Below are 20,773 nucleotides of genomic sequence, written 5' to 3'. Positions count from 1 at the left end.
GTATGACGCTATTTGACTTTACCCGAGTACCCTTTTCTCGCCACCAACGCTTCACAACGCTCTCCATGGTGCGTGGGCATGGTGGTGAGCAACAATGCTACCTGCGCTACGTGGCAGGCGGAGATGAGCGACCCAGCCTGGGTCGTTTGTGCAAGCTGGAGTTCTTAAGCGAGGATGGTTTAGAACTGACACCTCGGTTCTCTCTATCTCCATATCGGCTGGATGTTGAATTGTTTGCTGATGAGCAGAAAAGAGGAGACATTAGCTTCTGTATCGGAGATGGAGAAGTGCTCCACTTAAAAGGGCAGGGAGCCTCGGTTCGATTTGCGCTTGAAGGCTCTCGGTACGACTACGCTTTCCAACACCCAGGTGGTGAGCAATGCATTGTCGCAGCAGGAGAAAACCTGCGCTTGACTCCCTTCACCTCAAAAGGCGACGCCATAGTTGAAGGCAACTGGCGGCGTGACCACGCAGACAACGTTGCCTTGACCTTCTCAGGAGAGCAGTTTGAAGGCGGAATATTCCTTCACCGTCGCCTTTGCCCGGCTGTTGCGAAGACTTCGTTTGAGGATGTCCAAGCAGCATCTCAGCGAGCCTTCGACGAATGGCATGGAAAGCAACATCAGAGCGAAGCGGAGAAGTTAGCCACGTACCTTCTATGGGCAAACACAGTCCCGGCGGAGGGTGCCTTGACACATCCAGCCACGTACATGTCCAAGAACCACATGATCAACATCTGGAGCTGGGACAACGCCTTTTCTGCCATAGGTCTTGCTGGCATCAATCCTGAGCTGGCGTTCAGCCAGTTCGCGGTCATTTATGAGTGGCAAGACGAGAGTGGTTTGCTGCCAGACTTTGTGCATGATGCTGGAGCCTCATTCGCATTCACAAAGCCCCCTGTCCATGGCTGGGCCGTCTCCCATATTCTTGAAACCTATCGAGGCAGTTTCACGCCTGATCAAATCGTCTATCTGCGCGAGAAAATGGAGCATCAACTCAGCTACTGGCTCACGCACACACGCGCAATCCCGCAGGAGCTTCCAAGTTACTTTCACGGCAATGATAGCGGCTGGGACAATGCCAGCTTCTTTGATCATGGTGGACCTGTGGTAGGGCCAGACTTGCCCACATTCCTCTGCCTTACTGCAAAGTGTATCGCGCAGCTCTACAGAAAAGCCGAAGCACCAGAGGTTGCCAGTAAGTTTGATCAGATAAGCACGGACCTCAGGGATCTGATGATCAAGCAACTCTGGAATGGCAAAACCTTTGAGTTCCGCAAATCAGCGCAACCAGAGCTGACCCTTCCGGATACCAGCCTTGCCCAGTTTATGCCGCTGTTGCTCGGCAGTGATCTGCCAAGAGAGATTGCAGAGAAACTGCTCGAAAGGTTCAATTCCCTAGGCTTCCTCACTGAATGGGGACCTGCTACAGAACACCCACAGAGCACTTACTATGAAGCAGATGGATATTGGCGTGGCCCCATATGGGCGCCTACCACACTGCTGATCTTCGATGGTTTATGTCAGCAAGGTGAGATCCGACTGGCGCATGAACTGGCAAAGCGGTTTATGAGAACTTGCGAGGCTTCAGGAATGGCAGAAAACTTTGATGCCTTGACTGGAGACGGTCTACGCGACAAAGCATTCGCTTGGACATCCGCTGTCTATCTTCGTTTTCAGGATGTGCTGTCAAAGGCACAACTGACCCCAGCTTGAGTATCCAATGGCGCAAAGACCAACGATCAAAACAATTGCGAAAGAAACAGGGCTCTCAACAGCCACTGTTTCAAAAGCGCTCAATGCTTCTCCCCAGGTGCGCCCGCGTACCCGTGACAAGGTTCTGCAAGCTGCAAAAGAGCTGGGTTATGAGCTGAATATAAGCGGTGTTCAACTGCGCACTGGCAAGACCTATCAGATCGCCATGGTGACGGTCATTGCATCACCGGATGATGATGAATGGGCAGGGGTAGGCTACACGCAATTGATCAGCGGCATCTCCCGAGCAATCGCTCATACGCCCTATCGTGTTGTACAGTATCAGGTAGCCAGTTTTGATGAGAGCTTCGAAGTCATAAAGCGTATCGTCCAGAATAAGAAGGCCGATGGCATTATCATCTCCGGAACACGCGTAAACGATCCCCGCATCAGCTTCATGCAAGAGCAGGAGTTCCCGTTTGTCACCTATGGCACTAGCGATGCCAGCGCACCTCATGCCTATGTGGATACGGACAACCGCCGCATCGTCACGATCTGCGTGGATCGCCTGCTCTCCAAAGGCCATCGCCGGATTGCAATGATCAACGCCAGAGAAGAGCTGAACTACACGCAAAACCGAGTGGAAGCTTACACAGCATCTTTGTCTCGTGCAGGACTGAGTTTCGATCCATCTCTGATTGCTTATGGCCGCCTGACACCTGCATTTGGCCGCGAGCAACTCTTTGAGATGTCTATGTTTGAAGAGCCTCCAACCGCTTACATTTGCGCCAATGAAGCGACGGCAATGGGTGTTCTTTCAGGATTTCAGGTGCGTGGTATGGAACATGGCCGCGATGCGGTCGTGATTGCAACGGATGACCTGAATGTGTCGCAGTATTTCTCACCACCAATTACAACTTGTTATCTCCCGATATCGAAGCCAAGCGAAACGCTGGGCCAGTTCATGCTGGACTTAATTGGCGGTGAGGATCCTAAAAATCTCCAGAAGCTGTTTGTGCCTGACTTGATCGAGCGTGGCGCTGACACGTGCAATCTCGAAAAGCAGCAGGCACAAAATTAGCTCCTGCTATCAGCAATCAGAGCGATGTTTTTAAACCCTCGCTCTGAAAGCGCTTGAGCCCCTCGCCATGCCCGCAAACCAGTCCGGCAACAAAGCACGATGCGCTGGGTGCCGTCGAAGTCGTAGTTGGTGAGCTCTTCTGGAAGAACACGCTGGGCACTTGGACAAACGGGCTCGGGTGCTTCAATGCTGTCTCTCAGCTCAATCACCAGATCATCAGAGTGCAAGCCTTCTGTTGAGATAAACGGAGCATGCCACTCTGGTTCCTTCGCGTTGAGAAATGAGAACCCACCGAACTCAAAGCTCTTAAGATCGATTGTGACGAGGCGGCCCATTGGGTTCGGTGAAAAACCCAACAACACCGCCAGAACCATCTGCGCCTGCATGGCACCAATGCTTCCAACTGCTGGCCCAAGCACACCTGCACTTGAGCAGTTTGCAGTGTTGGTAGGCGGAGCAGGAAAGACCGCCCTCAGCGAAGGCACACCGCCACAAAATCCACCAAGGTACCCATTGGTTCCCAATGCAGATGCCGAGATGAGCGGTTTGTCTTGCTGAGTGCATTCGTCAGAAAGTGTGTAGGACGCTGCGAAGGTGTCAGCCGCATCTACAATGATATCTGCCTGACCAACCAACTCAGAAACATTTCCTGGCTCCAGCGCAAGGTTGCGTGAGTGCAGCTCTACCTCTGGATTGTAGCCATGCAAACGAGCCGCAGCCGCATACGCTTTGCCCTCTCCGACATTGGCTAGAGAATACAGCGGCTGGCGATGCAGATTGCTCTCCTCAACCACATCAGGATCAACAATCGTGATGATGCCAACCCCGGCACCAGCAAGATACTGCAGGACTGGACACCCCAGCCCTCCAGCTCCAACCACCAGCACATGCGAAGCGCGTAGCCGGTCCTGACCTTCTGTATCGACCTCCGGTAAAATCATCTGACGATCATAGCGGGTCATAACCTACAGGCCTCCGCCCACTCCTGTGTTCTGGCAACCGGATCTGGGGCTTGCAGGATATCTGTCACCACAGCAGCACTATCTGCCCCAGCTTCGAACACGCCAGCAAGCCGCTCCGGTGTTAGTCCTCCGATAGCTACGAGAGGTGTTTCTCCAACCATCTGCTTCCAACGACGGATGCGATCCAATCCCTGAGGCGCCCACTTCATTTTCTTCAGCTTGGTTGGATAGACTGGCCCCAGTGCCACATATTCAGGATTATGAGAGAGGGCTCGATCAAGTTCGGCCTCATCATGGGTAGAAAGACCAAAGCGAATGCCCGCTTTTCGAAGAGCGGTAAAGTCTGCGGTATCCATGTCCTCTTGGCCAAGGTGAATGAAGTCACAGCCCAGTTCCAACGCCAGCTCCCAGTAATCATTAATGATCAACTGGGCACAATGGGCTTTACAGAAATCTCGGGCTTTGATGACTTGCCGACGAATCTCAGCTTCTGGCTGATCTTTAATCCTCAGTTGCACAAGCTTTACGCCATGAGGCACCAGTTTCTCAATCCAGTCTACGTCCCCGGTAATCAAGTAAAACCGTTCCATCAGATCAACTCCGCCATGCCAAGGATTGGGGTTGAGGGAACCGCCATATCCCTCGGTTCCATTGGATCGGCGGCATACCCAAGCCGACCTGCTTCAATCGCTTGCGCCATCGCTTTCGCCATCAATGCTGGATCTCCCGCTTTTGCGACAGCAGTGTTGAGCAAGACAGCATCCATACCCAGCTCCATGGCATGCGTTGCATCAGATGGACGACCAATCCCGGCATCGACGATCAGCGGAATATCTGGAAAGTGCGCTCGCATCGCCCGCAAAGCATCTGGATTCCGCAGGCCCTGACCAGATCCAATCGGTGCCCCCCAAGGCATCAGCAGCTCGCAACCAACTTCCAACAGCTTTTCTCCAACCACCAGATCATCTGTGGTGTACGGGAACACTTTGAAACCATCTGCACTCAGGATTTTTGTAGCCTCGACAAGCCCAAATACATCGGGCTGCAAACTATCTGCGTTGCCGATGACTTCCAGCTTGATCCAATCGGTTCCAAACAACTCCCGCGCCATCTGCGCAGTCGTGACAGCCTCTCGCACGCTATGGCATCCGGCGGTGTTTGGCAGGATTTTGCGACCGCAATCCTTGAGTAGCTCCCAGAACCCAGCTCCAGATCCATCCGCAGTTTCTCGCCGCAAGGAGACAGTAATGATCTCTGCCTGACTGGCCTTAATTGCCTTCTTCAACACGGCAGGTGAAGGGTATTGCGCTGTGCCAAGAAGCAGGCGGGAGTTGATTTCTGTTCCGTAGATCTGCATCTCAACCTCCCTGCATTGGAGCCAGAACTTCCAGCTTGTCGCCATCTGAAAGTGGCGTTTCTGGATAGTCCTCACGCGGTACGAAGTTACCATTCAGGGCTGCTGCGATCGCTGGGCTGGTAAACTCCAGATCGGTAAGAGCATCAGCCAAAGTTTTGCCAGCAACCTCGCGCGGTTCTGCATTCACGATGATCTTCATTTGCATGTCTCCGATAAAAGCTGCTCCGCTGCTTGCTGTGCCATTGCCGGAGCCAGCAAAAAGCCATGGCGATAAAGCCCGTTGAGGTGAAGCACACCATCGTTCTCAACAAGGCAAGGAAGGTTGTCAGGGAACGCAGGCCGTAAACCTGCTCCAATCTCCACCACGCTTGCCTCTGCAAAGGCAGGATGAATTGCGAAGGCCGCGCTCATCATCTCGGTGAGAGATCTGAGTGTAGGCGGCCGGTCTGAGTTACTCTCAACCATCGTCCCCCCAATCATGAAGAGGCCATCAGAACGCGGCACCAGATAAAGCGGCATACGCGGATGCAAGAGACGGATGACACGAGACAGCTCAACCTCCGGGCAATGCAAAACAGCCATCTCACCACGAACAGCCCGCAAGTCAGGCAGACCAGCTGCCATCGCCGTGCAGTTGAGATCAACCCGCGAAGGTGCGTCAGTGCCATAGCGGATCTCCACGCCAAGCTCTTCAACTGCCTTTGTCAGATCAACAAGCGCCTGCCTTGGATCAAGATGCGCCTCTTCTTTGAAGAAAAGCCCTCGCTCAAACCGACCTTTCAAAGCAGGTTCAAGCTGAGCGATTATCTGCCCATCAACTTCATCAAAATGAGATGTCCGACGTGCAAACCGTGTCAGTTCTGCCTGATCTCGGGGCGGTGCCATCACAAGCGTTCCATGCCGTGTAACTGGTGTGACCTGAGCCCACCAATCAGCCGCGGTGCATCCAAGTGTGATGACATTCTCTTCCGCATTTTCTCGTTCACAAAAAGGGGCCAGCATACCACCTGCGAACCGGGCAACGCTGTTTTCTCCGGGTTGTTCTGCCCTCTCGAAGATGGTGACAGATCCACCACGCTTTGCCAGTTCATAGGCGGAAGCCAGCCCCGCAAGGCCAGCTCCTGCAATCGTAATCACTGCTCTGCCTCCGCCAATGGAAGGTAAAGCTCACCACCTTCACGGAACTTGGCCGCCATCGCTTCCATGCCTTCCTTTTGAGCTTCTGCGCGGATGTCATGAGAGATCCGCATGGAGCAGAATTTAGGTCCGCACATGGAACAGAAATGCGCCACCTTGTGCGCGTCTTTCGGTAATGTTTCATCATGGAAGTTGCGCGCTGTTTCCGGGTCGAGGGATAGGTTGAACTGATCCTCCCAACGGAACTCAAAGCGCGCACGAGACAAGGCATCATCCCGTCGCTGAGCACCCGGCAATCCCTTGGCCAAATCAGCAGCATGAGCTGCAATCTTGTAGGTGATTACGCCAGTCTTCACGTCATCCCGATCCGGCAACCCCAGATGCTCCTTAGGCGTCACATAGCAAAGCATGGCACAGCCAAACCAACCAATCATCGCGGCGCCGATGCCGGAAGTGATGTGGTCATAACCAGGAGCAATGTCAGTGGTGAGAGGGCCAAGCGTGTAGAACGGAGCTTCATGACAGCATTCCAGCTGCTTATCCATGTTCTCCTTGATCTTATGCATGGCCACATGGCCCGGACCTTCAATCATCACCTGACAATCCTTGGCCCAAGCGATCTTGGTCAGCTCGCCAAGCGTTTCCAGTTCTGCAAACTGTGCTTCATCATTGGCATCCGCAATGGAACCTGGACGTAAACCATCACCAAGGGAGAAGGCCACATCATACTGGCGGCAGATATCGCAGATCTCCGCAAAATGCTCATAAAGGAAGCTTTCCTTGTGATGATGGAGACACCACTTGGCCATGATGGAGCCGCCACGAGAAACAATGCCAGTTACGCGGTTCACAGTCATCGGCACCATGTGCAGACGTACGCCGGCATGAATGGTGAAGTAATCAACCCCTTGCTCAGCCTGCTCGATCAGCGTGTCACGGAAGATCTCCCAAGTCAGGTCTTCAGCAATGCCATTCACCTTCTCCAGTGCCTGATAAAGCGGAACCGTGCCAATCGGCACCGGGCTATTGCGGATGATCCACTCGCGAGTGTTGTGAATGTTCCGACCAGTTGAGAGGTCCATAACCGTATCCGCTCCCCAACGGATCGCCCAGACCATCTTGTCTACCTCTTCCTCCATGGAGGAGGTGACAGCGGACGTGCCCATATTGGCGTTGATCTTGACCAGAAAGTTTCGGCCAATGATCATCGGCTCGCTCTCTGGGTGATTGATGTTGGAGGGGATAATTGCACGACCTGCCGCTACTTCGTCCCGAACAAACTCCGGCGTCACGTAATCAGGAATGCTCGCGCCCCAGTCATTGCCGGACCGCTCTTCTGAGGCCGCTTCCCGCATCTGGTTCTCGCGGATAGCAACAAACTCCATCTCCGGCGTGATGATGCCTGCGCGGGCATAAGCCAGCTGTGTCACAGCCTTGCCGTCCTTGCCACGCAGCGGCTGCGGCTTCACCGGAAATTCGGCAACCAACCGCTCACCCTGCGCGAAACCGTTGTCTTCTGGTTTGATCTCACGACCTTCATAAACTTCCACATCTCCGCGAGCCTTGATCCACTTGCGCCGTACTGTTGGCAGACCTTCGGAAATACTGGTTGTGACAGCAGGATCAGTGTAGGGGCCGGAGCTGTCATAGATTGGCAACGGTGGTTCGCCTGCTGTTGGATGGACGCTGATTTCGCGCATCGGGACACGCACGTCTTCATGCAGATTGCCATTCACGTAGATCTTGCGTGATGCAGGCAAGGAGCCTGTGGTGATGGATGGCTTTGGGCTAGTCATAATGGTGCTCCTCAAGTTCATAACTCGAAAGACACCAGATGAGTTTTGGCTGGGAAACGGCAGGAAGATCTCCTGCTGAGTGGATCGCGGTGGATACAATACCCCTGATAACAGGCCGCGCGACCCGTGCTTCCTACGCCAGTATCAACTGGGTCAGGTTCAAAGGGTCGCGTCGCCGAGTTTGCGCTCTGTCAGCCTCTCAGTCTCCTAGGTGAGACTCCCCTGCATACGTGTTTTTGCTAGACCTATTAGAAGGGCCTGTCAAGGCAGGTTCGGTTCAGGTGAGGTTCAGAAATCTTCTGTAGTTTGGCTTTGGTGAGAGAGGAGTTGTTGGCCCTTATTGGATTTTGAGGTTTGCGCACCTATCTCTCATCTACGAATTTCACTTCTGGATATCGCAACTAATAATATCAACGAATGCCTGAAACCTCTTCTCTCCCGTCTGTTCTTGTCGGCCCTATTCTGCGGCGATTAGAAACCACCCGTTTAACCTTCTGGCTCGCTGTCCGCGCACCGGCAGATGTAAAGCTGGAGCTCCTGCCCCAAGGCGGTGATCCGCAAACCTATGAGCTTTCCAAAAAGCAGGCAGAGGTGAACCTGATTTCAGCAGGCACGCACCTCCATTACCTGTTGATCGATCTTCCGCTCCATCAGCCGCTGCCACAGGATGTCTGGGTCGACTATCGCCTATCTTTGCGCATGGCAGATGATGAGGCAGCAGGCTGGCAAGATCAAACGGCTTGGGCACCTGATCTTTGTTATGAAGGTCAATCGCTTCCCGGCTTCCTTCTCAGCTCCAAAGTGTCTTCGCTTCTGCACGGCTCTTGCCGCAAGCCACATCACGAGTCTGGTGATGGTTTGGTTGCTGCGGACCAGTTTCTGGCAAAGCATATTGCATCGAATGGTGGGACCAAGATCGATCAGGAAAATTGGCCCGCTGCATTGGTGATGAGCGGTGACCAGATTTACTCTGATGACGTTGCTGGCCCAATGCTGCGAGCAATCCATTCGCTCATCGAAAAGCTTGGCATTTCAGAAGAGCAGTTGAGTGGCTTGGAAAGCAAGATCCCCGACGTTGCATCAGATCTGTATAGCCATGGTGATACCTACTATCGGCGTGAAAAGTTTCTGCCTAATCTGGAGAAGAACCGGAAGCTCTGGGTTGTCTTGTTTGGCGGGGTAGAGAAGCCGATTTTTACGGCAGACCATGCTCACAACCATCTGATTACACTTGCTGAATTTTTGGCAATGTATCTGCTTGTCTGGTCTCCCGCTGCTTGGGATCTGGTTGAGACAGATAAACCTGAGGGTCTAACACCTGAAGAAACAGAGCTTTATGAGACAGAGCAGGAAATCCTGAAGGAGTTTGTCTCAGGCCTGAGCCAAGTCCGCAGGCTCTTTGCGCATTTGCCAGTTGCGATGATCTTTGATGATCATGATGTCACGGACGACTGGAATCTCAATCGCGATTGGGAAGAGACCGCCTATGGTCACCCGTTCTCCCGCCGCATCATCGGCAATGCTTTATGCGCCTACATGCTCAATCAGGGCTGGGGCAATAAACCGGAAGCCTTCGCGGGTGGTCTGCTGGATGAGATGACTGAGGTTTTCAAGACACCCGGCACAAGCGCCTACGATGAGTTTCTGGATCACCTCTTTGACTTTGAGAACTGGGACTACCACTGGGAGCTGGATCCGCCACTGTTGGTGCTGGATACCCGCACACGCAGATGGAGATCAGAGCGTGCAGGGTATCTGCCTTCTGGTCTGTTAGATTGGGAGGCCGTCACAGACCTTCAACGATCTTTACGCGGCAAAGATGCCGTTCTGCTTGTGTCCGCTGCGCCGATTTTCGGGGTTAAGCTGATTGAGACCCTTCAGAAGTTACTCACCTTCATGGGCAAGCCACTCATGGTGGACGCTGAATACTGGATGGCTCATCCGGGAACGGCAGATGGCATTTTGAATGTGTTCCGTCACCGGAAAACGCCAGACCGTTTCACGATCCTCTCCGGAGATGTGCATTACTCGTTTGTGTATGACGTAGAACTGCGCGGCCATTCCAGAGGGCCGGACATCTGGCAAATCTGCAGTAGCGGCATCAAGAACGAGTTCCCCGCAAAGCTGCTGGACAAACTCGATCATCTGAACCGTTGGCTCTATGCGCCGCGCTCACCGCTAAACTGGCTCACGAGACGCCGTGGGATGAAAGTGATCCCGCGCAAACCGGTTGGCACACAACACGGTCGCCGCCTGCTGAATGCAAGTGGCATTGGATTAGTTGAGTTTGACGAACATGGTGGGCCCGATCAAATCAGCCAGCTGCTGCCAGATGGTCGGCAGGTTGTGTTCGTACGCCGGGAAGAAGAAGCTCGCTGGGATTAACAGCAAAAAATCTAGAGCCAAAATAATACCTGTGGTCTGCAACTGTCTCAGGTAAATGCTGGAAATTTATTAGAATTACCCAAATTAAGGGCTCTCTCTAATATATCATTGCCATATCGCGAGTTGTTGGTATGCTATTGGTATCAGGGAGAGTCTCGTGTCCAGCATGTCCAGAAAAGTCGGGTTTCCAGAACATTCCAATCCACGAGAATGGCGAGAAACCGAGCAAAGATCTTCACGTTACGCAGGCTTGGAAACATGGGGGACCGATGAGGTTCTCAAAGCATTGCTGGGTGGCCAAGTGCAGGCCCTCAATGCAGTCTGGGCAGCACTGGGAGAACTGGAGACCGCAATTGATGCGGCTGCTCAGCGACTACAGGCAGGCGAGGGGCGGCTCGTTTATGTTGGGGCAGGAACTTCAGGTCGTCTTGGCGTACTGGACGGCATTGAACTCATTCCCACATTCGGTTGGCCAGAAGAGCGTTTGATCTACGGTTTGGCAGGCGGCGAAGCAGGTCTTCTGCGTCCTCAGGAAGGAGCCGAAGACAGCGTAGAAGCAGGCCGAAACTTTATCATAGAACATAAGGTTGGCGTTCAGGACGTTGTATTGGGTCTGGCTGCCAGTGGAACCACGCCATTCACCCGTGCTGCAATCCAGACAGCCCGTGCCTCAGGTGCACTGACCATATCATTAGCCAACAATCCGCAGAGTCCATTGCTGGCAGATGCGGAGCACGAAATTCTTTTAAGAACTGGTGCGGAAGTGCTGGCTGGCTCTACGCGACTATCAGCAGGGACTAGCCAAAAGGCAGCTCTCAACCTGTTCTCCACTGCCCTGATGGTGAGGCTGAACAAGGTATATCGCGGTTACATGGTCGATATGCAGCTGACCAACGATAAACTGGATCAGCGCGCAAAAGACATGGTGGTCTCACTCACGGGTTGTTCGCAGGAAAAAGCTGCAGCATCTCTGCATGAAAGCGGTAGTCAGATTAAGCTGGCTGTACTGTTGGTGCTTGGTGCAACCAAACAACAAGCCACCAATGTATTGGTAGAAACTCAGGGAGATTTGAGAGAATCTCTTCAGGTTCTTGGGTTGCATCAACCCGAATAGCTTTTGCATCAGGTGAGCTATTTCAATCACCTGATGCCTAAAAGAATATTCGCCCGCTGGGGGGCAGGCGAATTGCGATACCGGCAGTTTTTCAAGGCGGTATTCGATCATTTGTTATGGGAGGAATTTATGAAACACTATTTGTCATCGGGCATTGCTGCGTCTTTGCTGCTGGGCTCCGCGTCCTTCGCATTTGCCGCTTCAGAGCTGACAATTGAAAGCTGGCGTAACGATGATTTGAGCATCTGGCAGGAAACCATTCTGCCTGCGTTTATGAAGGCGCATCCCGATATCAAAATCAAGTTCACGCCAACTGCTCCGGTGCAGTACAATGCGGCACTCAATGCAAAGCTGGAAGGTGGCACCGCTGGTGATCTGATCACCTGTCGCCCGTTCGACGGTTCGCTGGACCTTTACAGCAAAGGCTACCTGAAGAACCTTCAGGGCATGGCAACGCTCGACAACTTCCCGGATTCAGCCAAAGGTGCCTGGAGTACGGATGATGGCAGCGCGACTTTCTGCGTGCCAATGGCTGCAGTGATCCACGGCTTCATCTACAACAAGGATGCCTTCGCTGAGATCGGTGTCGAGCCACCAAAAACTCAGGCTGAGTTCATGGCAGTGCTCGACAAAATCAAGGAAGATGACAACTACATTCCAATGGCCATGGGCACACTGGATCAGTGGGAATCCGCTGCCATGGGTTACCAGAACATCGGTCCTATGTACTGGAAGGGTGAAGAGGGCCGCAAAGCCATCGTCGCCGGTACAGGCAAACTGACAGACGAAGGCTGGGTGAAGCCGTTTGAGGTTCTGGCCAGCTGGGGACCATACCTTGGTGACGGCTATGAAGCTCAATCCTATCCGGACAGTCAGACACTCTTTACGCTGGGCCGTGCCGCAATCTATCCATCAGGTTCATGGGAAATCGCAGGCTTCAACCGTGATGCAGACTTCAAACTGGGCGCATTCCGTCCACCTCTGCCAGCAGAAGGTGACAGCTGCTACATATCAGACCACACCGATATCGGCATCGGCCTGAATGCAGCATCTCCAAATGCCGAAGCTGCGATGAAGTTCCTGGAGTGGATGGGTACCAAAGAGTTTGCGGAACTCTATTCCAACGCTGTTCCGGGCTTCTTCTCCTTGTCCAAGCATGAGATCTCCCTGTCTGATCCGCTGGCAGATGAGTTCATCTCATGGCGTAAAGACTGTCAGTCCACCAACCGCTCAGCTGCACAGATCGTTTCTCGCGGTACGCCAAACCTCTGGAACGAAATGTGGGTGGTTTCTGCAAACGTCATCAATGGCAAGCAGTCACCTCAGGATGCAGCCAACCAGCTGCAGAAGGGGCTGAGCTCCTGGTACGAGCCTCAGATGGACTAAGGCATCTCTCCTACCTGAACACAAAACAGCAGATGTGCAGCTCGCCTGCGCATCTGCCTTGCAATGAGAGATGATAGAAGTGGAACAAGACCTTATGGTCAGTGAACGGAAAAAGAAGCCGTTTCGCTGGCACGTACTCGTCTTTCTGGCACCGGCAGTCATCGTCTATACGATGATCATGATCCTGCCGCTGGCTGAAACCCTGCGCTTTTCGTTCTTCCAAAGAGACACGACCACTCAGGTGGTCTCATTTGTCGGGTTGGAGAACTACATCAAGCTGTTCTTCGATCCATATTGGGTCGAACCATTCCTGAACTCGCTTTGGAACAATTGCTATTTCTTCCTGATCCATATGCTGGTGCAGAATCCGATCGGCATTCTGATTGCAGCTTTGCTCTCAATGGTCCACCTGCCGGGCAAAAAGCTCTACCGCACCGCCATCTTCATGCCGACGCTGCTGTCCTTCGTGGTGGTCGGTTTCGTCTGGAAGCTGATGCTGTCTCCGCTCTGGGGCGTGTCGAAAGGCCTGATGAAGTCCGTCGGGCTAGGCAGCTGGTATCTACCGTTCCTTGGCAAGGAAGAAACCGCGCTCACCACACTCTCTCTCATTTCCGTCTGGCAGTTCATTGGCATTCCTATGATGCTGATCTATGCCGCACTGCTTTCTATTCCAGATGAGGTGATTGAAGCCGCTGAATGTGATGGCGTGACCGGCATTTCTCAGTTCTTCAAAATCAAACTGGTCCTTATTCTGCCAACCATCGGCATCATCTCGATCCTCACATTCGTGGGCAACTTCAATGCGTTCGACCTGATCTACACCACGCAAGGACCACTGGCAGGACCAAACTTCTCGACCGATCTGTTGGGAACGATCCTTTACCGAACGTTCTACGGGCAACAACTCCAGCCGGGTGATCCCAACATGGGGGCTGCCATCGCAACGGTGATGTTCTTCATCATCCTGACGGGTGTTGCCATCTACCTCTTCTTCATTCAGCGTAAGCTGACACGCTACGAGATGTGAGGCGCAAATGGCTATTTCTCGTGCAAGACGAAACAGAATGGCAGAACTGGGCGCGCATGTAATCCTGCTCGCCTTTGCAGTGATCGCGCTTTTCCCGGTGCTCCTCATTTTGATCAACTCGCTCAAAGCAAAAAAAGCGATCTTCCGCCAACCGTTGGAGTTCCCAACTTCTGAAACTCTGGATCTGGTTGGTTACACAACAGTGCTGCAGCAAGGCAACTTCCCGCTGTATTTCTGGAACTCGCTTTTTGTGACCGGTGCCAGCCTTTTCTTCATCCTGCTGTTTGGGGCCATGGCTGCTTTCGCGCTCAGTGAATACAAGTTCCGCGGCAACCGCTTACTGGGGCTCTATATGGCTCTGGGCATTATGATCCCAATCCGGCTGGGTACAGTCGGTATTCTCCGCCTCATGGTCACGACGGATCTGGTGAACACCCATTGGGCGCTCATTCTGGTCTACACCGCTCAAGGCCTGCCGCTGGCGATCTTCATCCTCTCAGAGTTCATGTCTACGGTCTCGTCAGATCTCAAATCCGCAGGTCGTATCGATGGTCTCTCCGAATATTCCATCTTCTTCCGCCTTGTCCTACCTCTGGTCAGACCCGCAATGGCGACGGTAGCAGTGTTCTCGATGATCCCGGTCTGGAATGATCTCTGGTTCCCACTCATTCTTGCACCGGCTGAGCACACCAAAACACTCACACTCGGTGCGCAGGTGTTTGTGGGGCAGTTCACCAACAACTGGAATGCAATTCTGGCGGCCATGGCATTGGCGATCATCCCAGTGCTTGTGCTTTACACGATCTTCTCGCGCCAGCTTATCCGGGGCCTAACCTCAGGAGCAGTCAAATGAGTGACAAACCTATTCGCGTCCTCGTGGTAGGCCTTGGAAACATGGGCAAGTCTCACGCTCTGGCGTATGAAGCCAATCCGGGGTTTGAGATCGTTGGCCTGATCAACCGCTCTCCTGTCGAGTTACCAGAAGAGCTGACTCACTACACAATCCAGCATGACTTCGCGCAGGTGCTGGTGGAGGCCAAACCTGACCTCGTCTCCATCTGCACCTACTCTGACAGCCACGCAGAGTATGCCGTCATGGCTATGGAAGCAGGCGCAGATATCTTTGTCGAAAAGCCATTGGCTACCACACTTGAAGATGCCCAAAGCGTTGTTGAAACGGCCCGCAAGCTGGGGCGCAAGCTCGTCGTCGGGTATATCCTGCGTCACCATCCATCCTGGACAACACTCATTGAGCAATCTCGCAAGCTGGGTGGACCTTATGTGTTCCGCATGAACCTGAACCAACAGTCCAGTGGAGCCACCTGGCAAACGCATAAGCAACTGATGCAAACCACATCGCCCATCGTGGACTGCGGCGTTCACTACATCGACGTCATGTGCCAGATCACCGATGCCAAGCCTGTTGAGGTGCGAGGCATGGGCATGAGGTTAAGTGATGAACTGCCGGACGACATGTACAACTACGGCCACCTTCAGGTGCTGTTCGAGGATGGCTCCGTCGGCTGGTACGAAGCAGGGTGGGGTCCGATGATGTCAGAAACCGCGTTCTTTGTGAAAGATGTCGTGTCAAAGAACGGAAGCGTCTCCATCGTCATGGAAGGCGAAGCGCGCTCTGACGATATCGATATGCATACCAAAACCTCCACCATTCGTGTCCATTACGGCGACACAAACGCCAATGGCGAGTTCACGCGACAGGATGATGTGCTCAGTATGGAAGGCGAACCGGGGCATCAGGCGCTATGCGACAGGGAGCAAGCCTTTGTACTCAAAGCTATCCGCGAAGATCTGGATCTGGAAGACCACATGAATGCAGCAGTGAACTCACTGGCTGTTGTTCTGGCAGCAGATCAAGCAGTGCGAACTGGTAAAGCACAGAAACTGGACTTGTAATATGGCTAATCTAAAAATCTCCTCTCTCTACAAGTCCTTTGGCGCTGAAAATGTGCTGGATGGAATTGATCTGAGTATCAAGTCCGGCGAGTTCCTTGTCTTGCTAGGCCCATCCGGCTGCGGAAAATCCACGCTTTTACGCATCATGGCGGGGCTGGAAGATGAAAGTGCAGGCGATATCGCGATTGACGACAAATCCATCGCCCACTTGCCACCCTCAAAGCGCGAAATCGCGATGGTCTTCCAAACCTATGCTCTTTATCCGCATCTCAGCGTGCGTGGGAACATGGAGCTGGTGCTCAAACAGGCTGGTTACTCGAAGGCAGAAATCAAGGAACGAGTGGCTGAAAGCGCAAGAGCATTAGAGCTGGATGCATTGATGGACAGAAAACCGTCCCAGCTCTCAGGCGGTCAGCGCCAACGTGTTGCAATCGGTCGTGCAATTGTCCGAGACCCGAAGGTTTTTCTCTTTGATGAACCTCTTTCTAATTTGGATGCGGCTTTACGTGGTCAGGTGCGTTTGGAAATTGCCCGCCTTCACCAACGCTTATCCGCCACAATGGTCTACGTAACCCACGATCAGGTGGAGGCCATGACACTGGCAGATCGGATTGTGGTGATGAATGATGGTGAAATCCAGCAAGTCGGGACGCCGCGAGATCTGTATGAGCGACCAGCCAACCTGTTCGTCGCCAGCTTTATCGGCTCCCCCACCATGAACTTCCTGCAACTGGACAAGTTGACGGAGAAGAGCGCTCAACTGAAGGATGGCACAGAGCTTCCTGTTTCCAATAAGGCCTCGGTCATTCCATCGAATGTCACGCTCGGCATCCGCCCATCTCACTGCGCTTTGTACGACAAAGCAGGGGAGGGCTATCTGAAAGCTGAAGTACTGCTTGAGGAGTACCTGGGCGACACCACCTATGTGCATGTTGAGCTGAAAACCGGCGAGCAAATGGTGGTTCGGGAGAACCCGGAGATACAGCGTCAGACTGGTGATGAAGTCTATGTGGAGTTGGGCATATCAGGTGTTCACCTGTTTAACGCAGACACAGGCAAACGAATGGAAGTGAGCATCGTTGAGCAGGAAACTGCTTAGCAGCTGAACTGAGGGGCAGGCTTGGTCCCTCAGTTCTCGTCAATCTGCGGTTTGTAGTCGAACTCGATAAACTGCAGAAACTTGCGCAGAATTTCGGTCTCATAGTTCTTTTTGTAGATGGCACAAAGGTCGGCGGGAATGTCTTCCTTCAGTCGAATAAACCGGACATTCTTGGATTTCTGGCTACGGAAGCAATCGCTGACCAGCGCAATCGCCTGTCCCGAAGCGACTAAAGCCAATAGCGTACTTGGCTCTTGAACCTCAAAAGCAGCCTTAGGATAGAACCCCTGATCTTTGCACCGGGCGATCAAAAATGGCGTTGAATTGGACATACTGCGATCCAATACCGCCATTTCCTCATCTTTTAGCTCTTCCAGTGCGACCACCCTACGGTCCTTCAATGGGTGGGTATTATGGACTGCCAGAATAAGATTTTCTCGCACCAATACTTTGGAGTTTAAAGCTGGCTCATTGAGCGTATCGCCATAGCGACAAATGCCCAGATCGATGGTGCCCCCGTCGAGTGCTTCCTTCTGTTGATTAGGAGCCAGCTCGGTAAAATTTAGAGAACAATCTGGATGCTTGCCCTTGAAATCTGAAAGTAAGTTTGCAAATCCATCGAGGAAGGCACTGCTCACCATTCCAATGCTCAGGGTCGAGTTTTCCGCGCGGCCCTGCCGCTGCGTATTGGTTATGGCGTAATCCAACGTGTTGAAAATCTGTTCGCACTCACGCTTCAGCACGCGCCCTGCTGCTGTGAGAGAAACATTTCGGGAGTCTCGATGAAAGAGTGATAGGCCAAGGGCAACTTCCAACTCTTTGATTTGTATGGACATTGGTGACTTAGAAATATGCAGCTCTTCCGCTGCGCGGCCAAAGTGCCCACTTACTGCAACTTGATGAAAGTAACGCAGCATACGCAAAGTAATGCGCCCGGATGTAATGAGGTCGTGCATGAACTTGTTTTGTTGTTTTTATTATTGTCTAGGTTGTAGCTCTTAAAGTTCTACTATTTTTATTCTATATGTTCTGCAAGAACTATAATCTACGAAATAATCCTTATCTGGCGTGGTTTTCTACGTAATATTTTATAGTTTGTTTCGAAGTTCGAAACGATTGATATATTTAAAAAACTTAATAATTGCCTCTCAGGCAACTAGTTTGCCCTCACCGAAGGGAATTAGTTAAAAGGTGAGGCAAATTATGCAATTGGGTCAGTCCACATTCGCACCTACGCAAGGTGAGTGTGCTGCGCCTGTCGTATGCCTCGCTTCCATGGAGACCGACGGCTCTTACGCACGAACTCCCACCGTACGTACTCTGTCAGCAGCGGTAATTCCCTTTGAGGTATTGGAAGGTTCTACAACCGCAGGCGTTTTACATTGTTTTTCAATAGGAAAGCGTTTGTTGGATGCGGGTGGCCATCTCAACTGTCCACGTGAAGGTGGGTACGGTTAGTCGCCTTTCGGCACCTCAAAATTCTCCCCAACCATAATCAACAACTTACCTCAGAGCCTCTGGGAGGAGCTCATAATGTTCGCAACAGGTTTTCTTGGCATCGCTACACTGATCGTTATTGCTGTATTGGTTTCAACCAATCGCAAAGCGATTAACCTCCGCACCGTAGGTGGTGCGCTGGCTCTCCAGATCGGTATCGGCGCTTTCGTTCTTTACGTTCCAGCTGGCCGTGCCATTCTTCACGCAATGTCAACGGGCATTGCCGGTGTGATCGACAGTGGTCGTTCCGGTGTTAACTTCCTCTTCGGCAACCTCACCAACGGTTCACTTTCCGACACCGTTGGCTTCGTGTTTGCCTTCAACGTGCTTTGCCTCGTTATCTTCTTCTCTGCACTGATCGCTGTTCTGTACCACCTCGGTGTTATGCAGATCGTTATTCGCGTCATCGGTGGTGGCATGGCGAAACTGCTGGGTACCTCCCAGGCCGAATCCATGTCTGCAGTTTCCAACGTGTTCGTGGGCCAGACTGAAGCTCCACTCGTTGTGAAGCCTTACATGCCAAAGATGTCCGACAGTGAGTTCTTCGCCATCATGTGTGGTGGTATGGCTTCTGTTGCAGGTACTGTTCTCGGCGGTTATGCGCTGATGGGCGTTAAGATCGAATTCCTCCTCGCAGCATCCTTCATGGCTGCTCCAGGCGGTCTTCTCTTCGCAAAACTGATCCTGCCAGAAACTGAAGAAACCAACTACACCGTTGAAAAAGACATGAGCTTTGGCGACGAAAAGCCAGAGAACGTGCTCGCTGCTGCTGGTCAGGGCGCAATGAACGGTCTTCAGCTCGCTGGCGCGATCGGTGCAAACCTTGTTGCAATGATCGGTCTGATCACTCTGGTGAACCTGATCCTCGGTGGTGTTGGTGATTTCGCTGGTTTCGATCTGTCTCTGGAAATGATCCTCGGCTGGATCTTCGCTCCAATCGCTTACCTTCTGGGTGTTCCAATGGCTGACATTGGTGTCGCAGGTTCCCTGATCGGTAAAAAGCTGGTTGTGAACGAGTTCGTCGCTTACCTCGACCTGAAGAACTACCTCGTAGACGCCACCGCAGTGGAAATGGGTCTGCCGGTCATTCAGGAAAAGACCAAAGCAATCGTTTCCTTTGCACTCTGCGGCTTCGCGAACATCTCTTCCATGGGTATTCTCATCGGTGGTCTGGGTGTTCTGGCTCCAAACCGCATGAACTTCATCGCGAAGTATGGTCCTCGCACACTGTTGGCTGCAACCTGCTCAAACCTCATGAGCGCAGCAATCGCGGGTATCTTTATCTCATTGGCAATGTAAGAGAGTTTTCTTCCTTAATCTCTGAATTGCCTGTGACGGGGGGAGCTTTGCTCTCCCCGTTTCTATTTGTGTCAGAAAAACAGACTGCGCTACGTTGGGGGTGTACGCTTCTCTGCTTCACAGGAAAGAAGCGTTACTCGTGAACGCCTTCTTCGATAACTTCTCGAGACCCTTGCGGAGGCATTTCCGGAAAAGCTGGAAGCTTTGGATCAATCTCATCCCAGGATGGTGCTCGGCTGGCATACACATTCACCTGAGGCTCAATAACCTCCGGCTGATCAACAGCTGATGCACGCACGAAGATCAGATCTGTCATAGATGAGTTGAGTGAGTACATCGCACTGCCGCAGGTTGGGCAAAAGCCCCGTGTGACCACATTCCCGCTATCAGCAGGTTTGTCGAAAAAGGTGAGCTCCCCAGTCACTTCCACCGCTTCTTTAGGTAGGGCCGCATGGGTGCAATGCCCTGTTCCCGATGACTTACGACAGTCATCACAGTGGCAATGCGCGGCCATCTGCGGCTTCATTCTTGATTTCAGCTGTACATTCCCGCAAAGGCAAGACCCTGTAAATGCGCTTTCCATGATACTATCCTTAGTCTGAGTTGAGAGATGTTTTAGTGACTTGTAAATTGCAAGTTACTATACACAATAGGAGAGAATGGCGGTATGTCAACCGAAAACCGTTCCGGCTGCCCCATCGCGAATACGCTAGATATCGTCGGAGACCGCTGGAGCCTTTTGATCCTGCGGGATATGTTCAACGGAAAAAAGATCTTCTCAGAGTTCCTGAGTTCACCGGAAAAGATCACGACAAGCGTTCTGACCGTTCGCCTGAATCAGCTGGAAGCGGCTGGCATGGTCACCAAAGAGCTCTACCAATCGAATCCCAAACGCTACCAATATCTGCTGTCAGATCGCGGCAAGGATATCTTGCCTGTGCTTCAGGAAATGTGTCGGTGGGCCAACAAGCACATGCCTGAAACATGGATCCCGCCGGAAAGCTTCATGCAGAAGCGCATATAGA

Annotated in this window: 19 protein-coding genes and 1 riboswitch; of the genes, 11 read left to right on the top strand and 8 right to left on the bottom strand. The window is 52.5% G+C overall.

The annotated features are described in order from the left end of the window. The first annotated feature begins 2 nt into the window (after positions 1-2). Both AC3CB2_RS18020 and AC3CB2_RS18015 read left to right on the top strand, forming a co-directional pair. Positions 3-1,715 carry an amylo-alpha-1,6-glucosidase gene (locus AC3CB2_RS18020; protein ID WP_352935059.1) on the top strand — a complete coding sequence of 571 codons (1,713 nt, stop codon included), beginning with the start codon at positions 3-5 and terminating at the stop codon, positions 1,713-1,715. A 7-nt stretch (positions 1,716-1,722) separates the two neighbouring features. Beyond that, positions 1,723-2,775 (top strand): substrate-binding domain-containing protein, encoded by a 1,053-nt coding sequence (locus tag AC3CB2_RS18015; protein ID WP_352935056.1) that lies wholly within the window; start codon positions 1,723-1,725, stop codon positions 2,773-2,775. Here the strand turns inward: AC3CB2_RS18015 and AC3CB2_RS18010 are convergent. The 6 genes from AC3CB2_RS18010 to thiC are packed head-to-tail and all read right to left on the bottom strand — an operon-like array spanning position 2,772 to position 8,027. Beyond that, positions 2,772-3,737 carry a ThiF family adenylyltransferase gene (locus AC3CB2_RS18010; protein WP_352935053.1) on the bottom strand — a complete coding sequence of 322 codons (966 nt, stop codon included), beginning with the start codon at positions 3,735-3,737 and terminating at the stop codon, positions 2,772-2,774. The two genes, AC3CB2_RS18015 and AC3CB2_RS18010, sit on opposite strands and share 4 nt — an antisense overlap. Further along, positions 3,734-4,327, bottom strand: a complete 594-nt coding sequence (locus AC3CB2_RS18005; protein WP_352935051.1) for a thiamine phosphate synthase — start codon at positions 4,325-4,327, stop codon at positions 3,734-3,736. Before AC3CB2_RS18005 ends, AC3CB2_RS18010 begins: the two co-directional genes overlap by 4 nt. After that, positions 4,327-5,094 (bottom strand): thiazole synthase, encoded by a 768-nt coding sequence (locus tag AC3CB2_RS18000; RefSeq protein ID WP_352935049.1) that lies wholly within the window; start codon positions 5,092-5,094, stop codon positions 4,327-4,329. Before AC3CB2_RS18000 ends, AC3CB2_RS18005 begins: the two co-directional genes overlap by 1 nt. A 1-nt stretch (position 5,095) precedes the next feature. Then, positions 5,096-5,293, bottom strand: a complete 198-nt coding sequence (gene thiS / locus AC3CB2_RS17995; protein WP_352935046.1) for a sulfur carrier protein ThiS — start codon at positions 5,291-5,293, stop codon at positions 5,096-5,098. After that, the gene (locus AC3CB2_RS17990) at positions 5,290-6,231 is read right to left on the bottom strand and encodes an FAD-dependent oxidoreductase (protein ID WP_352935043.1); all 942 of its coding nucleotides are present in this window, start codon (positions 6,229-6,231) and stop codon (positions 5,290-5,292) included. Before AC3CB2_RS17990 ends, thiS begins: the two co-directional genes overlap by 4 nt. After that, positions 6,228-8,027, bottom strand: coding sequence for a phosphomethylpyrimidine synthase ThiC (gene thiC / locus AC3CB2_RS17985; protein WP_352935040.1), 1,800 nt, complete (start codon positions 8,025-8,027; stop codon positions 6,228-6,230). The genes AC3CB2_RS17990 and thiC overlap by 4 nt, the downstream gene beginning before the upstream one ends. A 113-nt stretch (positions 8,028-8,140) precedes the next feature. Beyond that, positions 8,141-8,261, bottom strand: a riboswitch (TPP riboswitch). A 183-nt stretch (positions 8,262-8,444) separates the two neighbouring features. Here thiC and AC3CB2_RS17980 point away from each other — a divergent pair. The 7 genes from AC3CB2_RS17980 (at position 8,445) to AC3CB2_RS17950 (ending at position 16,952) form a co-directional block, all read left to right on the top strand. Next, positions 8,445-10,412 carry a metallophosphoesterase family protein gene (locus tag AC3CB2_RS17980; RefSeq protein ID WP_352935037.1) on the top strand — a complete coding sequence of 656 codons (1,968 nt, stop codon included), beginning with the start codon at positions 8,445-8,447 and terminating at the stop codon, positions 10,410-10,412. Between the two features lie 166 nt (positions 10,413-10,578). After that, positions 10,579-11,526: an N-acetylmuramic acid 6-phosphate etherase gene (locus tag AC3CB2_RS17975; RefSeq protein WP_352935034.1), complete on the top strand. Its 948-nt coding sequence runs from the start codon at positions 10,579-10,581 to the stop codon at positions 11,524-11,526. 129 nt (positions 11,527-11,655) lie between these two features. Beyond that, the gene (locus AC3CB2_RS17970) at positions 11,656-12,912 is read left to right on the top strand and encodes an ABC transporter substrate-binding protein (protein WP_352935031.1); all 1,257 of its coding nucleotides are present in this window, start codon (positions 11,656-11,658) and stop codon (positions 12,910-12,912) included. Positions 12,913-13,006: 94 nt separating this feature from the next. Then, a complete protein-coding gene (locus AC3CB2_RS17965; protein ID WP_352935149.1) occupies positions 13,007-13,939 on the top strand; it encodes a carbohydrate ABC transporter permease in 933 nt (310 codons plus the stop codon). A 7-nt stretch (positions 13,940-13,946) separates the two neighbouring features. Continuing rightward, the gene (locus AC3CB2_RS17960; RefSeq protein WP_352935028.1) at positions 13,947-14,792 is read left to right on the top strand and encodes a carbohydrate ABC transporter permease; all 846 of its coding nucleotides are present in this window, start codon (positions 13,947-13,949) and stop codon (positions 14,790-14,792) included. Beyond that, positions 14,789-15,853 (top strand): Gfo/Idh/MocA family oxidoreductase, encoded by a 1,065-nt coding sequence (locus tag AC3CB2_RS17955; protein WP_352935025.1) that lies wholly within the window; start codon positions 14,789-14,791, stop codon positions 15,851-15,853. Before AC3CB2_RS17960 ends, AC3CB2_RS17955 begins: the two co-directional genes overlap by 4 nt. Before the next feature lies 1 nt (position 15,854). Continuing rightward, complete coding sequence (locus AC3CB2_RS17950; protein WP_352935022.1) at positions 15,855-16,952, top strand: ABC transporter ATP-binding protein; 1,098 nt, start codon at positions 15,855-15,857, stop codon at positions 16,950-16,952. Positions 16,953-16,981: 29 nt separating this feature from the next. Here the strand turns inward: AC3CB2_RS17950 and AC3CB2_RS17945 are convergent, their stop codons facing one another. Continuing rightward, a complete protein-coding gene (locus tag AC3CB2_RS17945) occupies positions 16,982-17,908 on the bottom strand; it encodes a LysR substrate-binding domain-containing protein (protein WP_352935019.1) in 927 nt (308 codons plus the stop codon). A gap of 577 nt (positions 17,909-18,485) precedes the next feature. Here AC3CB2_RS17945 and AC3CB2_RS17940 point away from each other — a divergent pair. Next, on the top strand, positions 18,486-19,748 hold the full coding sequence (locus AC3CB2_RS17940; RefSeq protein WP_014283767.1) for a NupC/NupG family nucleoside CNT transporter: 1,263 nt from the start codon (positions 18,486-18,488) through the stop codon (positions 19,746-19,748). A gap of 133 nt (positions 19,749-19,881) precedes the next feature. Here AC3CB2_RS17940 and AC3CB2_RS17935 read toward each other — a convergent pair whose 3' ends face one another. After that, positions 19,882-20,331 (bottom strand): GFA family protein, encoded by a 450-nt coding sequence (locus AC3CB2_RS17935; RefSeq protein WP_014283768.1) that lies wholly within the window; start codon positions 20,329-20,331, stop codon positions 19,882-19,884. A gap of 84 nt (positions 20,332-20,415) precedes the next feature. Between AC3CB2_RS17935 and AC3CB2_RS17930 the strand changes: the two genes are divergently transcribed. Next, a complete protein-coding gene (locus AC3CB2_RS17930; RefSeq protein WP_352935015.1) occupies positions 20,416-20,772 on the top strand; it encodes a winged helix-turn-helix transcriptional regulator in 357 nt (118 codons plus the stop codon). Position 20,773 lies beyond the last annotated feature (1 nt).

It is taken from the genome of Pseudovibrio sp. SCP20, from assembly GCF_057774105.1.
The sequence above is the reverse complement of the archived record's forward strand: the minus strand, read 5'-3'. Positions and strand labels throughout refer to the sequence as shown.

Coding starts and splice junctions, on each gene's coding strand:
- AC3CB2_RS17980 (WP_352935037.1), top strand. CDS start 8,445: ATGCCTGAAACCTCTTCTCTCCCGTCTGTTCTTGTCGGCCCTATTCTG.
- AC3CB2_RS17935 (WP_014283768.1), bottom strand. CDS start 20,331: ATGGAAAGCGCATTTACAGGGTCTTGCCTTTGCGGGAATGTACAGCTG.
- AC3CB2_RS17960 (WP_352935028.1), top strand. CDS start 13,947: ATGGCTATTTCTCGTGCAAGACGAAACAGAATGGCAGAACTGGGCGCG.
- AC3CB2_RS17950 (WP_352935022.1), top strand. CDS start 15,855: ATGGCTAATCTAAAAATCTCCTCTCTCTACAAGTCCTTTGGCGCTGAA.
- AC3CB2_RS17975 (WP_352935034.1), top strand. CDS start 10,579: ATGTCCAGAAAAGTCGGGTTTCCAGAACATTCCAATCCACGAGAATGG.
- thiC (WP_352935040.1), bottom strand. CDS start 8,027: ATGACTAGCCCAAAGCCATCCATCACCACAGGCTCCTTGCCTGCATCA.
- AC3CB2_RS17945 (WP_352935019.1), bottom strand. CDS start 17,908: ATGCACGACCTCATTACATCCGGGCGCATTACTTTGCGTATGCTGCGT.
- AC3CB2_RS18000 (WP_352935049.1), bottom strand. CDS start 5,094: ATGCAGATCTACGGAACAGAAATCAACTCCCGCCTGCTTCTTGGCACA.
- AC3CB2_RS17970 (WP_352935031.1), top strand. CDS start 11,656: ATGAAACACTATTTGTCATCGGGCATTGCTGCGTCTTTGCTGCTGGGC.
- AC3CB2_RS17955 (WP_352935025.1), top strand. CDS start 14,789: ATGAGTGACAAACCTATTCGCGTCCTCGTGGTAGGCCTTGGAAACATG.
- AC3CB2_RS18020 (WP_352935059.1), top strand. CDS start 3: ATGACGCTATTTGACTTTACCCGAGTACCCTTTTCTCGCCACCAACGC.
- AC3CB2_RS17965 (WP_352935149.1), top strand. CDS start 13,007: ATGGTCAGTGAACGGAAAAAGAAGCCGTTTCGCTGGCACGTACTCGTC.
- thiS (WP_352935046.1), bottom strand. CDS start 5,293: ATGAAGATCATCGTGAATGCAGAACCGCGCGAGGTTGCTGGCAAAACT.
- AC3CB2_RS18010 (WP_352935053.1), bottom strand. CDS start 3,737: ATGACCCGCTATGATCGTCAGATGATTTTACCGGAGGTCGATACAGAA.
- AC3CB2_RS17940 (WP_014283767.1), top strand. CDS start 18,486: ATGTTCGCAACAGGTTTTCTTGGCATCGCTACACTGATCGTTATTGCT.
- AC3CB2_RS18005 (WP_352935051.1), bottom strand. CDS start 4,327: ATGGAACGGTTTTACTTGATTACCGGGGACGTAGACTGGATTGAGAAA.
- AC3CB2_RS17930 (WP_352935015.1), top strand. CDS start 20,416: ATGTCAACCGAAAACCGTTCCGGCTGCCCCATCGCGAATACGCTAGAT.
- AC3CB2_RS18015 (WP_352935056.1), top strand. CDS start 1,723: ATGGCGCAAAGACCAACGATCAAAACAATTGCGAAAGAAACAGGGCTC.